General features: G+C 72.5%; 14 protein-coding genes. 1 reads left to right on the plus strand and 13 read right to left on the minus strand.

The genetic code is table 11. From position 1 onward, the window contains the following. Positions 1-152: 152 nt before the first annotated feature. The 3 genes from ACWED2_RS45575 to ACWED2_RS45585 all read right to left on the minus strand — a co-directional run bounded on the left by ACWED2_RS45575 (position 153) and on the right by ACWED2_RS45585 (position 3,408). The gene (locus ACWED2_RS45575) at positions 153-881 is read right to left on the minus strand and encodes a TetR/AcrR family transcriptional regulator (RefSeq protein WP_449696759.1); all 729 of its coding nucleotides are present in this window, start codon (positions 879-881) and stop codon (positions 153-155) included. Between the two features lie 75 nt (positions 882-956). Beyond that, positions 957-2,471 (minus strand): MFS transporter, encoded by a 1,515-nt coding sequence (locus tag ACWED2_RS45580; protein WP_449696774.1) that lies wholly within the window; start codon positions 2,469-2,471, stop codon positions 957-959. 157 nt (positions 2,472-2,628) lie between these two features. After that, the gene (locus ACWED2_RS45585) at positions 2,629-3,408 is read right to left on the minus strand and encodes an SDR family oxidoreductase (RefSeq protein ID WP_449696760.1); all 780 of its coding nucleotides are present in this window, start codon (positions 3,406-3,408) and stop codon (positions 2,629-2,631) included. A 106-nt stretch (positions 3,409-3,514) separates the two neighbouring features. On the opposite strand from ACWED2_RS45585, the gene ACWED2_RS45590 reads away from it, so the two are divergent. Then, positions 3,515-4,159, plus strand: coding sequence for a TetR/AcrR family transcriptional regulator (locus ACWED2_RS45590; RefSeq protein WP_449696761.1), 645 nt, complete (start codon positions 3,515-3,517; stop codon positions 4,157-4,159). 75 nt (positions 4,160-4,234) lie between these two features. Here the strand turns inward: ACWED2_RS45590 and ACWED2_RS45595 are convergent, their stop codons facing one another. The 10 genes from ACWED2_RS45595 to ACWED2_RS45640 form a co-directional block, all read right to left on the minus strand. Beyond that, positions 4,235-4,999: a PIG-L deacetylase family protein gene (locus ACWED2_RS45595; protein ID WP_449696762.1), complete on the minus strand. Its 765-nt coding sequence runs from the start codon at positions 4,997-4,999 to the stop codon at positions 4,235-4,237. A gap of 51 nt (positions 5,000-5,050) precedes the next feature. Beyond that, positions 5,051-5,962 carry a kanosamine kinase gene (gene rifN / locus ACWED2_RS45600; protein ID WP_449696763.1) on the minus strand — a complete coding sequence of 304 codons (912 nt, stop codon included), beginning with the start codon at positions 5,960-5,962 and terminating at the stop codon, positions 5,051-5,053. Between the two features lie 4 nt (positions 5,963-5,966). After that, positions 5,967-6,665 carry an HAD-IA family hydrolase gene (locus tag ACWED2_RS45605; protein ID WP_449696764.1) on the minus strand — a complete coding sequence of 233 codons (699 nt, stop codon included), beginning with the start codon at positions 6,663-6,665 and terminating at the stop codon, positions 5,967-5,969. 13 nt (positions 6,666-6,678) lie between these two features. Then, on the minus strand, positions 6,679-7,749 hold the full coding sequence (locus ACWED2_RS45610) for a Gfo/Idh/MocA family protein (RefSeq protein ID WP_449696765.1): 1,071 nt from the start codon (positions 7,747-7,749) through the stop codon (positions 6,679-6,681). Further along, on the minus strand, positions 7,746-8,912 hold the full coding sequence (gene rifK, locus ACWED2_RS45615; RefSeq protein WP_449696766.1) for a 3-amino-5-hydroxybenzoate synthase: 1,167 nt from the start codon (positions 8,910-8,912) through the stop codon (positions 7,746-7,748). The genes ACWED2_RS45610 and rifK overlap by 4 nt, the downstream gene beginning before the upstream one ends. A 91-nt stretch (positions 8,913-9,003) precedes the next feature. Then, positions 9,004-9,795 (minus strand): shikimate dehydrogenase family protein, encoded by a 792-nt coding sequence (locus ACWED2_RS45620; RefSeq protein ID WP_449696767.1) that lies wholly within the window; start codon positions 9,793-9,795, stop codon positions 9,004-9,006. 12 nt (positions 9,796-9,807) lie between these two features. Next, the gene (locus tag ACWED2_RS45625) at positions 9,808-11,109 is read right to left on the minus strand and encodes a 3-deoxy-7-phosphoheptulonate synthase (RefSeq protein ID WP_449696768.1); all 1,302 of its coding nucleotides are present in this window, start codon (positions 11,107-11,109) and stop codon (positions 9,808-9,810) included. After that, complete coding sequence (locus ACWED2_RS45630) at positions 11,106-12,161, minus strand: 3-dehydroquinate synthase family protein (RefSeq protein ID WP_449696769.1); 1,056 nt, start codon at positions 12,159-12,161, stop codon at positions 11,106-11,108. Before ACWED2_RS45630 ends, ACWED2_RS45625 begins: the two co-directional genes overlap by 4 nt. Beyond that, positions 12,158-12,346 carry a hypothetical protein gene (locus ACWED2_RS45635; protein ID WP_449696770.1) on the minus strand — a complete coding sequence of 63 codons (189 nt, stop codon included), beginning with the start codon at positions 12,344-12,346 and terminating at the stop codon, positions 12,158-12,160. The genes ACWED2_RS45630 and ACWED2_RS45635 overlap by 4 nt, the downstream gene beginning before the upstream one ends. Before the next feature lie 17 nt (positions 12,347-12,363). Further along, positions 12,364-13,146, minus strand: a complete 783-nt coding sequence (locus ACWED2_RS45640) for an arylamine N-acetyltransferase (protein ID WP_449696771.1) — start codon at positions 13,144-13,146, stop codon at positions 12,364-12,366.

Genomic DNA, 13,146 nt, shown 5'->3' on the forward strand with positions numbered 1-13,146 from the left:
TTTGTTTTATGAGTGTTTTTTTTCGTGGGGGGGTCGGAGGACTTGCCCGGGGGGGGTGTCCCGGGGTCGGGGGGTGGGGGCGGGGGGGCCGGCCGGGGATTCCCCGGCCGGCCGCAGCTTTTCGCCCGACGCACGGCGCGGGCGGAGCCGCCTCACCCGCCGGCGACCATGCCGGTGAACAGCCAGTTCAGCCCGCGGTCGAAGTCGCGGTCACGCAGTTCCGCCATCGACTGGTCGCCGTCGCGCTCCAGGAGGCCGCCCTGCTCGAGCGCCGAGGACATCGCCGCCATGCTGCCCCTCACCTCGGCCGCGAACTCCTCCGCCGTCCGGCCCGTCTCGGCCAGGTGCTCCAGCCACCGGCTTTCCGTCGCCGTGAAGCCGTAGACGTACTGGAAGACCACGTTCAGCGCCACCGACCGGTCCTTCAGCGGCAACGGCGAACGCGCCATCACCGCCTGGGCGCACTCGGTGAACTTCAGGCTGCTCGGGCCGATGTTCAGGTACTCGCCGTAGCAGCGGATCGCCCACGGGTGGGCCACCATCGTGCGGCGCCACGCGCGGGCGAGGGCGCGCAGGTCCGCGCGCCAGTCGTGGCCGTCGTCGAGGGCCGGGAGCTCGATCTCGCCCGCCACCGCGTCCAGGGCCAGCTCCAGCAGGTCGTCCTTGTTCGCGACGTACCAGTACACCGACATCGGGGTGACGTTCAGCTCCTCGGCCAGCAGCCGCATCGAGAACTTCGCGTCGCCCTCGGCGTCGAGCACGCGGACCGCGGTCGCGACGATCTTCTCGCGGTCGAGCTCGGATTCGCCGGCCCGGTGCTTGCGCGCCGGCCGCGGGGAAAGCCACACGCTGTCGCGCGGCTGCGAAGCCCGCTTGCCCATCGCGGCCCTCCCTTCGACGGCGGAAGAGTTCAACGGTACGGGGGCAGGGTGCGTGGCGCCACGCACCCTGCCTGCTCAGGGGGATACCGCCGGGGCGGCCTCGGCACGGGCCGCCCGCCGCAGCAGCAGGCCGGCGACCAGGCCGCCCAGCACGACGGCCAGCGCGCCGATCAGCTCGCTGGCGCGCACACCGCCCGCGAAGGCCTCACGCACCTGGGCCTGCAGTTCGGGCGTCCGCGCGTCGAGCAGCGCTTCGTGGAGCGAACCGGCGGCGCCGGCACCGAGGCCGACCGGCAGCAGCGCGGCGAACCGCGAGTTCAGCACGGCGCCGAGGATGGCGACGCCGAGCCCGCTGCCGAACTGGTTCACGGTGCCCTGCACCGCGGCTCCCGCCCCGGCCTTCTCGGCCGGGATCGAGGTCATGATGGCGTTGGCCATGGCGGGCATGGCGAGCGCGATGCCGCCGCCCATGACCAGCAGGCCGGCCAGCATCCCGCCGTACCCGCGGTCGGGGGTGCCCAGCACGGCCACCATGGCGAGACCGACGGCGTTCAGCGTCATCCCGGCGAGGATCGTCCACGCGATGCCGAGCTTCTCGAGCAGCTTCGCGCCGAGGCCGGCGACGTTCAGCGCGACGACCACCAGCGCCAGCGGAGCCGTTTTCAGCCCGGCCTCCAGGGGGCCGTAGCCGAGCACGAGCTGCAGCTGCTGCGTCAGCAGGAAGACCGAGCCGCCCATCCCGAAGGCCACCAGCAGGCCGCCGGAGATCGCGCCGTTGAACCGGCGGTTGCGGAAGAAACCCATGTCCAGCATGGGGCTCGGCACGTGCAGCTCCCACCGGACGAACGCGGCCAGCGCGACCACGCCGATCGCGGCCGCCACCAGGACGGTGGCGGAGGCCCAGCCGTGCTCCGGGCCGGAGATGATCGCGTACACGACCCCGACCATGCCGACCGTGGACAGCGCCGCGCCGACCAGGTCGGGCCGCTTGCCCTGCGGGTCTTTGGACTCCGGCACGAGTTTCGCCACGGCGACGCAGCCGAGCAGCGCCACCGGGATGTTGACGAGGAAGATCGAGCCCCACCAGAAGTGGGCGAGCAGCGCACCGCCGATCAGCGGGCCGCTGGCGTACCCGAAGGAGCTGACCGCGCTCCACAGCCCGATCGCCTTCGGCAGTTCCTTCTCGTCGAAGACCTGCATGACGACGGCCAGCGTGGTGGTCGTCAGGAGTGCCCCGCCGATGCCCATCCCGGCCCGGGCCGCGATCAGCTGCCCGGAGGACAGGCTGAACGCGGCGGCCAGCGAACCGGCGCCGAAAAGCACGAGCCCGACGAGCAACGAGCGTTTCCGGCCGTACCGATCGCTGAAACTCCCGGCGGTGAGCAACAGCCCGGATTGCACGAGCGCATAAGCGTTGATCATCCATTGGATATCGGCGGTGGTGGCGCCGAGGTCTTCGGTGAGCTTGGGGATCGCCAGGTTCAGGACCGTGTTGTCGACCAGGACGACCAGCTGGGCCAGCGAGATGACGGCCAGGATCAGCCAGCGTCGTGGATTCCGGGTTTCGGTCACCGCCACCGTGGCGTGCATTTCGCGCAAGAGGGCTCCCCCGGTAGCGAATTGCTTCCGACAAGTTCTTATACACCATATAAGGGGTCGGAAGCGGTGCGCAAGGGGCTCAGCGCAATGACAGCCAATGGGGGAAGCTGGTGCGCATCAGCTTTCGTCGCGGAGTCGTCCGGAGTGCTCATACCGGCTCGGCCTGAAGGGCGGGGCCGAGGAGGAGCCCGCCGTCGATGACGTACTCCGACCCCGTGACGAACGACGCGTCCGGCGACGCGAGGAACAGCAGCAGCCGGGTGACGTCGGCCGGCTCCCCGAGCCGGGGGATGGCGAACGGCTCGGGCGAGTAGAAGTCGGCGATGGCCGCGGCCGCCCCGGCTGCCGGTTCGTGGATGAAGGGGGTCGAGATCACGCCGGGGTGGATGGCGTTCACCCGGATGTGGTCGCGGCCGAGCTCGAGCGCCGCCGTCCGGGTCAGCCCTCGCACGGCCCACTTGCCCGCGACGTACGGCGCGTAGTGCGCCGTGCCGCCCAGGCCCATGGTCGAGGCGATGTTGACGATGGCTCCCCCTCCGGCGCGGCGCAGAGCGGGGGCGGCGACCTTGATGCCGAGGAACGTCCCGGTGAGGTTGACGTCGAGGATGCGCGACCACGTGACCTGGTCCGTGTTCTCGATCGTTGCGGGCGGGTTCTGCACCCCCGCGTTGTTGACGAGCACGTTCAGGCCGCCGAAAGCGCTTTCGGCGGCCGGCACGGCAGCGGACCACGAGCTCTCGTCGGTGACGTCCAGGTGGACGAAGCGAGCACGGGTCCCGAGTTCGTCGGCGAGAGCGGCGCCGAGGTGCGCGTCGATGCCGCCGATCACCACGTTCGCTCCCTCCACGTGGAAGGCGCGCACGTGGCTCGAGCCCTGGCCGCCGGTCCCGCCGGTCACGAGCACGGTCTGGTTGTCGAAGCGGGGCATTCGAATTCCTTCGGTACGGCAATGGTGAGCCGGTCGACTCACCATGCACCCGACACTAGGCGGGCGCCAGTGGCGAGTCAAGCCACTCACCTCGTATGCTCGGCCCATGAGCAGGGCCGTCACGACGTACCACCAGCGCGTCGCCCAGGAGAAGCGCGCGCTGATCGTGGCGGCCGCGACCGCGCTGTTTCTCGAGCTGGGCTACGACCGGACGTCGCTGGCGCGGATCGCCGAGCGCTCGGGCGTTTCGCGGGCCACCTTGTTCAAGCAGTTCCCGACCAAGGCCGCCCTGTTCGACGCCATCGTCACGGAGTCGTGGTCGACCGCCGAGGAAGAAGATCCGCCGCCGGCCGGCGACGTCGTCGAGGGGCTCACCGCCATCGGCCGCCGCTACGCCGAGCTGCTGGGCCGGGCCCGGATGACCGACCTGTTCCGGATCGTCATCGCCGAGCTGCCCCGGTTCCCCGAACTGGCCCATGCGCAGTTCTCGCAGGGGAAGATGCCCTACTTCGAGTCCGTGCGCAGCTACCTGATCGCCGAACACGAGGCGGGAACGGTGCGGGTCGAGGACGCGGACCTCGCCGCCACCCAGTTCCTGGGCATGATCTCCAACTACGTCTTCTGGCCGACACTCCTGGTGCCGGGCTGGGAGGTGAGCGCCGAACGCGTCGCCCAGGTGGTCGACGAGGCCGTCCGCACCACCGCCGCCCGGTACGCCACGACCGGGCCAGGGCCGTCCACCGGCGACTGAGTGCCGCCGTGAAAGCCGGGCCGCACGGCGCAGGCGGGTGCCCGTGCGATGCGGCCCGGAGCGCAGAAAGCGCTGTCACGCCATGAGGTCGGTTTCGGTGATGCCGGGCCCCTGACCGGCGCGGATGAACCACTCGGTGCCGAACATGGTCCGGAACGCGTCCTCCGGCAGGTCGGTGAACAGCGTGGACTGCGGGGTGATCTGGCTGGCGTGGGCGAGCAGCGCCTTGCGCTTGTACTCGGTGTACGCGGAGACGTCGACGCGGCAGGTGAGCTCGGCTTCCGGGGTGCCGAAGTCCGGACCCGCGGGCAGCTCGACGCCGGCCTGGTCGGCGAGCACGCGCTGGTTCGCCTTGATGTGCTCGCGGTTGATCGTGGACTGGAAGACCTTCGCCGTGCCCGCGAGTTCCGCCGCCCGGGTGCCGACGCGGTGCACCTGGATGTGGTCGGGGTCGCCGTAGGTGCCCTTCTCGTCGTACACCGTCAGCACGTCGGCGTTCTCCTCGCGGAGGATCGCGGCGAGCTTGCGCGCGGCCTCCTCGACGTCCGCGGTCTGGAACGTGCCGCCCTCGGTGGCGGCCACCATCCCGGAGTCGGCGTAGCCGAGGAACTCGAGCCGGTCCACGCCGAGCACGTCGGCGGCCGCCCGGGCTTCGGCCGCCCGGCGGTCGGCCAGGGTTTCGCCTTGGGCGAGCAGGCCGTCCGGCTGGTACCCGAGCTCGCCGCGGGTGGCGAGCACGAGCACGACGCGGTGGCCGTCCTCGTGGGCCTTGCGCAGGACGCCGCCGCAGGTGGTGGTGTCGTCGTTGGGGTGTGCGTGGAAGGAAACGAGAGTGCCCATGGCGCCGAACCTACGCACGCGAAGCGCGCGCGGGATCCCGCAGATGAGCAGTCACAACACTTCTCCCGCGGCCACCGCCCCGGCGAGCGCCACCGCGCCGCGCAGTGAAGACAACCCGCCCAGCGCCGCCGGCTGCACGGGTACCGGGGTCTGGCCCTGCCGCACGAAATCCGCGAGGTGCCCGGCCACCGACGGCACGATCTCCGGAATCCCCGCCGCGAACCCGCCGCCGATCAGCACCCGGTCCGGGTGGACGAGTTCCTGCACCCCGGTCACCGCCGCGGCCAAGGCGCGGGTGGTCCCTTCGAGCGCATCGGCCGCCCACGGCGCCCCTTCGCGCAAGGCCCGCTGCAGCGCGTAGAACGAGACGTCCGCTCCGCGCAGGAGCGACGCGCGGCGGAGGGTCGCCGGGCCGGAAGCAAGCGCTTGCAGGCACCCCCGGCGGCCGCACACGCAGCGGACCCCGCCCATCTCGACGATCACGTGGCCGATCTCGAACGACCCGCGGCCGAGGCCGGGGCACGGCACGCCACCCAGCACCAGGCCGCCGCCGATGCCGGTGCCGATCCCGATGTACAGCAGGTTTTCGCAGCCCGAGGCCCGTGCCTCGGCCAGCGCGCCGAGGTCGCCGTCGTCCGCCCAGGCGACCGCCGCTTCGGGGAACAGCTCGTGCAACGCCGTTTTCAGGTCGACCCCGGTCCACTCCGGACGGCTGGGCCAGGTCGCGATCCGGCCGTCCGGGCCGACCGTGCCGGGCATCGCGACCCCGACCGCCTCCAGCGGGACGCCGAGCCGCTCGCGCAGCCGGGCCACGTGCTCGCTCAGCTGCGCGAGGTCCTCCTCCGCGCTGCGCCGGGCGCCCCAGGAGAACGAGGTTTCCTCGATGCACTCGGCGCCGGCCTCGACACGGAAGGCGACCTTGGTGCCGCCGACGTCGATGCCGAGGTGGTACGGGGTGCCCACGTCGTCAGCGGCCGGGCACCGACGGGCAGAGCGCGAGCAGGTCGGCCGGCTGCCGCAGCACCACGTCGGGACCGGCGGCGAGCAGCTCGCCGATGTCGTCCGGAGGCGCCCACAGCGCGGCGGCCGAAGCGACGCCCGCCCCCTGCGCGCTGGCGATGTCGGTGGGCGCGTCGCCGATCATCATGGCCTGCCCGGGCGGGACGTCCAGCAGGTCCAGCGCGTGCCGCACGATGTCCGGGGCCGGCTTGGGCCGGGCGACCTCGTCCGAGCCGATGACGTGCTCGAAGAACGGGAGCAGGCCGAGGTCGTCCAGCAGGGACCGGGCCCGCGGGCCGCTCTTGCCGGTGGCGACGGCCAGCCGCAGGCCCCGCGCCCGCAGCGTCAGCAGCAGCTCGGTGACGCCGTCGAACACCTGGACCTCGCTCGCGAGGCGGTAGCTCTCGCGGACGAACGGTTCTTCCAGCTCCAGCGGAAGGTCCATGATCCGCATGATATCCGGAAAATAGCGGCCGAGGTGGCGCCGATATTCGGCGAAGGGCGCGGGCCCGTCGCCGACGACCTCCGCGTAGGCGATGGCGAAGGCCTCGCTCATCACCGCGAAGCTGTCGACGACGACGCCGTCGAGGTCGAAGATGACCGCGTGCCGGACCGGGACCGAGGGATCGGCCCCGGTCTGCGGCCGATCGACGATCGGGAACGTCATCGAGCACCCCTCTCTACTGGAACGCCGGGACCGCGCCACGCGCCGAGCCCGCGGAGGTGTAGAAGTTCTCGATCATCTGCACGATCGGCCGTGCTTCGGCGACGGCCCGGCCGCGGTTGCCGGGATCGGCCAGCATCGCGGCGAGGTCGCCCACCTGGCGGGTGTATTCGACGCCGACGGGTTCGAGCGGCACGGGCAGCCGGGTGGTGGTGCCTTCGCGCGTCACCGTCAGCACGGGTTCGGGCTCGCGGTTGGGGCTGAAGCCGAAGGTGCACCGCAGGTCCGCGGTGCCGGCGCGGCCCTCGACGTGGATCACCGAGACGTCCCGCGCCTGGTGCGAGGCCCAGCTCGCCCGCAGCGAGACCGAGACGCCGTCTTCGCGGACCAGGAAGCCGCGCGCGGTGTCCTCGACGTCGGCGGCGTCGGCGCCGAGCTGGTCCTGCCGCCAGGCCGCGCGCCAGGCGCCGGCGTTGACGAAGTCGTCCGACGTCACGCCGATGACCTGGGTGAAGGCGGCCGGGCCGAGCAGGAACGCGAGCGTGTCGAGCAGGTGCCAGCCGAGGTCGTACAGCGCTCCCCCGCCGGCCTTCTCGCGCCGGGTGAACCAGCCGCCCGCGCGCGGGACACCCCGCGCCCGGATCCAGCCCATGGCGACGTGCCGGATGTCGCCCAGCTCCGGCAGGAGGCCCCGAAGGGCCCCGACGTCACCGCGGTAGCGGGCGGCGCTGCCGGCCAGCAACATGCCGCCGCTGCGTTCGGCCGCCGCGAGGACGCCGATCTCGGCCGAGGTCAGGCACACCGGCTTCTCCAGGAACACGGAGATCCCGGTGGCGAGCAGCGCGCCCGCCACCTCGGTGTGCAGGTAGTTGGGCACCGCCACGACGGCGAGGTCGACGTCACGCGCGGTCAGCGCGGACACCGCGGCGTGGGTGGGGATGCCGGTGGCCTTCGTGAACGCCTGCCGGGACGCCGGGTCGGCGTCCACGGCGGCGACCACCTCGAAGTCCGCGTGCTCGCGCAGCAGGGGCAGCCACAGCTCCCGGCCCGCCCAGCCGAGCCCGACCACCGCGGCCCGGACACTCATGCCCGCGCCACGGCGTCGGCGATGATCTCGGCGGTCGCGTGCAGCTCCGGCTCGCCGGCCAGCAGCACCCGGTGGTGCAGCCAGACGCAGTCGCTGCTGATCGCGTCGGTGTTCGGGCAGCGCTCGGCGATCGCGGCCACGCTCTCGTCGGGCGCGCCGAGCTCCCAGAAGGCGTCGGTGCGGTAGATCGCGCGGAAGGCCGCGAAAGCGGGCAGGCCGGCTTCGACGAGCCGGTCGACCAGGGCGTTGCGGCGTTCCTCGGCGAGCCCGGGGATGCGGAACATGGCCATGTAGTGGGAGTTGCGGTCGGCGCGCACGTCACCGCCCTGCGGCACCACGCCGTCGATCTCCCCGAGCAGCCGGGACAGCAGCGTCCAGCGCTCGTCGCGCACCGCGATCTGCGCGTCGAGGCGGGCCAGCTGCGCGCGCAGCACGGACGCGGAGAACTCGTTGAGCCGCATGTTGGAGCCGGCGATCTGGTGGAAGTACCGGCGGTCGTCGCGGGGACGGCCGCAGCTGTGCCGGAGGAACGCCGTTTCGTACTTTTCGGTCTCGCCCTCGGGGAAGACGACCGCGCCGCCCTCGCCCGCCGTCATCAGCTTGCCGTTCTGGAAGCTGAAGGTGGCGATGCTGTCCAGTTCGCCGACGCGCTTGCCCTGCCAGCGTGCGCCGTGCGCGTGCGCGGCGTCCTGCAGCAGCGGGACGCCGGTGTCGGCGGAGATCTTCGCCAGCGCGTCCATGTCGGCCATCAGCCCGGCCATGTGCACCGGCATGATCACCTTGGTGCGCGAGGTGACCGCGGCCGCCACGGCGTCGGAGTCGAGGTTGTAGGTGGCCGCGTCGACGTCGACCGGGACGGTGACCGCGCCGAGCCGCTGGGCGGCCTGGGACGAGGAGATGAAGGTGAAGGCGGGCACGACGACCTCGGTGCCCGGGCCGACGCCCATGACCTGCAGGGCGAGCTCCAGCGCGTGCGTGCCGTTGGTGACGGCCAGCGCGTGCGCGGCGCCGTGGTGCTCGGCGAACTCGCGCTCGAAGGAGTTCACCTCGGTCCCGCCCATGCGCCACCACTGACCCTGTTCGAGCGCGCGGGCCAACCCGTCCCGCTCGGCGTCGTCGTACTGCGGCCACGCGGGGAATTCCGGTGCCTTTCGCGCGTTCATGGTTCTCCGAATCTCCGCTGGGGTTCGAATGGAAAAAGGCTAGATCGGCGCCCGGCCCGCCGACATCCCCCGGCTTGGTAGTGCGGCTTTGTCAGCCCAGGCCGAAGAAAGCGCGGTAGGAGTTCAATTGGCCTTCGAGCATGTGAATTCCGTAATGGACGCGGTGGCCCAGAGCCGCCGCTTCGCGGAGAAGGCGGGTTTCGCGGGGTTTCATCACGATGTCGGCGACCACGGTTCCCGGGGCCAGCTCGTCCGGCCGGAACGGCAACGGGTCGCCGGGCCGCAGCCCGAGCGGCGTCGCGTTCACGACGATGTCGGCGCCCGCGGTGTCCGGTGCGGCCGAAATCGACGTCCGGCCGGGCCAATACGCGTCCAGGCGGGCTCGGAGCGCGGTGCGTTTCGCGGTGTCCGGGTCGCACACCGCGAGCCGGCCCGCGCCCGCGGCCAGCAGAGCCGCCGCGATGGCACTGCCCGCGCCGCCGGCCCCGGCCACGGCCACCTTCCGGGCCCGGGGATCGTGCCCGGCCCCGGCGAGCCCGGCCACGAACCCGGTGCCGTCGAAGTTCTCGGCGTACCACCGGCCATCGGCTTCGCGCCGCAGGGCGTTGGCGTTGCCGGTGATTTCGGCCATCGGGCTGCGCCGGTCGGCGAGCCCGGCCGCGGCCGGCTTGTGCGGCACGGTGACGAAGATGCCATCGAGGTTGGCGACGGCCTGCAGCCCGGCGACGATCCGCGCGAGGTCCGGCGGCTTCGCGTGCACCGGGACGAGCACCGCGTCGACGCCCAGCTCGGCGAAGAGCGGGTTCAGCAGCCCGGGCGACCGGACCTGGGCGACCGGATCGCCCAGCACGGCGTACAGGCGGGTGGTGCCGCTGATGCCCATGACCGCCACTCCTCAGCCCAGCATGTTCGCGACGGCGGACGCGAGTTCGAGCGACTGGTCGGCGTTGAGCCGCGGGTCGCAGGCGGTCAGGTAGCGGCCGGGCAGGTCGGCCTCGGCGATGCCCGCGGCGCCGCCGAGGCATTCCGTGACGTCGTCGCCGGTCACCTCGACGTGGATGCCGCCCGGGTGGGTGCCGAGCTGCCGGTGCACCGCGAAGAATCCCGCCAGCTCGGCGACGACGTGCCCGAAGTGCCGGGTCTTGTAGCCGTTGCCCGAGGTCCGGGTGTTGCCGTGCATCGGGTCGCACTGCCAGATCACCTCGTGCCCGGAGGCGGTGACCTTCTCCACGATCGGCGGGAGCAGCTCGCGGACCCGGTCGTGCCCCATCCGGCTGACCAGCGTCAGCCGCCCCGGCGTGTGGTGCGGGTCGAGCCGCCGCACGTACTCGACGACCTCCTCCGGGGTGCAGCTCGGCCCCAGCTTCAGGCCGATCGGGTTGGACAGCAGTTCGGCGAAGGCGATGTGGGCGCCGTCGAGCTGCCGGGTGCGTTCCCCGATCCACAGGAAGTGCGCCAGCCCGCTGGACAGCCGGGGTTCCGGGCCGCCGGAATCCGCCCACAGCCCGGTCCGCTCGTAGTCGAGCAGGAGCAGCTCGTGGCTGACGAAGATCTCGGCCGGACGCGGTGGCCGGACATCGTTCGGGAAAGCACCCGCGGCGGACGCGCGGCGGGCGCCGGCCAGCACCACCTGCGGTGCCTCGACGCGCTCGGCGCAGAGCTTGCGGACGAGGTCCATCGCGCCGGCCGCGTGGGCGTAGGCCAGCAGCATCCGGTGGGGGTCGGGCGTACGGGCGGCGGCCGTGCACTCCGGGGAGTTCACGATGTCGCCCCGGTAGACCGGCAGGCCCAGCGCGTCGACGGTGTTGGACCGCGGCTTCGCGAACTGCCCGGCCATCCGCGCGACCTCGACCACCGGCAGGCCGGCCGCCTCGGCCAGCACCCCGCCCATCCGCTCCAGCAGCCCCAGGTTGGCCCGCAGGTGCGGCTCGGTGTTGCCGGCGAACGTCTCCGCGCAGTCCCCGCCCTGCAGCAGGAACGCCTCGCCGCGGGCCACCGACGCGAGCCGGCCGCGCAGCCGTGCGGTCTCCTCCGGCGCCACGATCGGCTCGGCGTCGTGCAGCAGCTCGAGCACCGCCCCGGCCCGCTCGGCGTCCGGCCAGCACGGCTGCTGGGCGGCCGGGCGGGCCAGCGCCGCGCTCAGCCGGCCGGCCAGCACCTCCTCGACCGCCCGGCCAGGGTCCGCGAGCCGCTTCACGTCGCCGCCGTTTCCGTCGTGCCCACCAGGTTTTCCAGGCTCTCGCGGGGCATCCGGGCCAGCACGTCCGTGACGACGTCCGCCGGCACGTCGCGCACCAGCTCCGCGCCCCGCGGCCCGGCCAGCACGAAGGCGAGCCCGGTGAGCGCCTTCTTGTCCCGGCGCATCCGGCGGACGAGCACGTCGGCGTCGACGCCCTCGGGCAGCGCGGCGGGCAGGCCGTAGTGGCGGACGACGGCGAGGTGTTCGTCCACACCGGACTGGTCGATCCGGCCGAGCGCGCCCGCCAGCCGGCCCGCGAAGACCGTCCCGATGGCCACCGCCTCGCCGTGGCGCAGCGCGAAGTCCGTCGCGATCTCCAGCGCGTGGCCGAGGGTGTGGCCGTAGTTGAGCAGGTGCCGCGGCCCGGCGTCCCGCTCGTCCCGCGCCACGATGCCCGCCTTGAGGGTGACGCCGGCGGCGATCTGCTCCGGCAGCGGCCGTCCCCGCAGGTCCGGCGCGCCGATGAAGTGGCAGCGGGCGATCTCACCGAGGCCGTTCCGCAGCTCCCGCCGCGGCAGGGTGGTCAGGTAGTCCGTGTCGCACAGCACCGCGCTCGGCTGCCAGTACGCGCCCACGAGGTTCTTGCCCGCCGGCAGGTTCACCGCGGTCTTCCCGCCGACGCTGGCGTCCACCTGCGCGAGCAGGGACGTGGGCAGGTGGACCACGGCGATCCCCCGGTGGTACAGCGCGGCGGCGAGCCCGACGACGTCCGTGGTCGTGCCGCCGCCGCAGGAGACCACGACGTCGGAGCGGGTCAGCCCGAACCGCGCGAACTCGCCGCACAGTTCCTCCACTGTGGACAGCCGCTTGGCCGGCTCGCCGTCCCGGGCCGGCAGCACCAGCGTCTCGACGCCGGTGCCGGGCACCCAGGCGTGCGGCCGGGCCGAGACGACCACGGCCCGCCGGGCGCCGAGCCGCCGGACGACGTCGGGCAACGCCGTCCGCACCCCGGGGCCGACCACCACGTCGTAGGAGCGCTCGGCCAGGCGCACCGGAATCGTCGTCCTCACGGCGACGGCTCCCGCGGCTCCGGCAGCGTCCGGTAGGGCAGGTCGGTGATCCGGGACACCGGCTCACTGCCGTGGTGGAGGTACTCGCCGCCGTAGAAGAAGCCGAGGTACGGGACGTAGTGCACGTGGTACGCGGTCCGCCAGAGGCCGGTGAACTTCGCCAGCAGGCCCTCTTTTTCCCTCATCGTCGTGCCTTCCGTGGTCAGCCGAGGTCGCCGGTCAGCACGCGGGCCACCAGCGTCCGGAGCTCGTCGTCGTCGGTGATGGTGCGCACCTGTTCGCGGCCGTTCTCGACCGTCAGGTACCGGCGCTGCCGCAGGAAGACCTGGCCGTTTTCGAACGCCCGGCCGCACAGGGTTTCCTGGGTGTCGGTGCGGGCGGTGTCCCCCACCAGCGCCCGGAAGTTGTCCTCCAGTTCCTTCCAGTCGCGCCACTGCCGCGGTTGCGTCGTGAAGGTGTAGACGACGCTCCAGCGGGTGACCGCGCCCCGGCGTCGCAGCGCGTACCCGGTTTCCTGCTCCACCAGCCGGAACTGGCTGCCGTACTGGGTCTGCACCGCGGGCGACACCGGCAGCGGCTCGACGTAGGTGGGGCCGGGGTAGCCGACGTCCACGAGCCAGCCGGCGCCGTCCAGGGTGACCAGGTTGAACATGTGCTCGACGTCGGTCCCGAAGTTCTCCCGGCCTTCGGCGGTGCTGCCGGCGAGCGGGATGACGTCGTAGCCCAGCTCGGTCAGGAGCCGGTGGAACAGCCGGTTCAGGTGGTAGCAGGCGCCGCCCTTCCCTTCGGCGATGCTGGTCGCGAAGACGGCGTCCTCGTCGAGGTCGACGACGTTCACCGCGTCCCGCAGTGGGTAGGCGAGGCTGTTGTACGGGATCGCCATCAGGTGGCGTTTCTGCAGCTTCGCCAGGGTTTCCAGGTCCACGCCGGTTTCCCCGCCGCAGCCGATCCGCTGGAGGTAGGTCTCCACGTCGAACACGTTCAC

It is taken from the genome of Amycolatopsis sp. NPDC005003 (genome assembly GCF_053600695.1).

Coding starts and splice junctions, on each gene's coding strand:
- ACWED2_RS45575 (WP_449696759.1), bottom strand. CDS start 881: ATGGGCAAGCGGGCTTCGCAGCCGCGCGACAGCGTGTGGCTTTCCCCG.
- ACWED2_RS45580 (WP_449696774.1), bottom strand. CDS start 2,471: ATGCACGCCACGGTGGCGGTGACCGAAACCCGGAATCCACGACGCTGG.
- ACWED2_RS45585 (WP_449696760.1), bottom strand. CDS start 3,408: ATGCCCCGCTTCGACAACCAGACCGTGCTCGTGACCGGCGGGACCGGC.
- ACWED2_RS45590 (WP_449696761.1), top strand. CDS start 3,515: ATGAGCAGGGCCGTCACGACGTACCACCAGCGCGTCGCCCAGGAGAAG.
- ACWED2_RS45595 (WP_449696762.1), bottom strand. CDS start 4,999: ATGGGCACTCTCGTTTCCTTCCACGCACACCCCAACGACGACACCACC.
- ACWED2_RS45605 (WP_449696764.1), bottom strand. CDS start 6,665: ATGACGTTCCCGATCGTCGATCGGCCGCAGACCGGGGCCGATCCCTCG.
- ACWED2_RS45610 (WP_449696765.1), bottom strand. CDS start 7,749: ATGAGTGTCCGGGCCGCGGTGGTCGGGCTCGGCTGGGCGGGCCGGGAG.
- rifK (WP_449696766.1), bottom strand. CDS start 8,912: ATGAACGCGCGAAAGGCACCGGAATTCCCCGCGTGGCCGCAGTACGAC.
- ACWED2_RS45620 (WP_449696767.1), bottom strand. CDS start 9,795: ATGGGCATCAGCGGCACCACCCGCCTGTACGCCGTGCTGGGCGATCCG.
- ACWED2_RS45635 (WP_449696770.1), bottom strand. CDS start 12,346: ATGAGGGAAAAAGAGGGCCTGCTGGCGAAGTTCACCGGCCTCTGGCGG.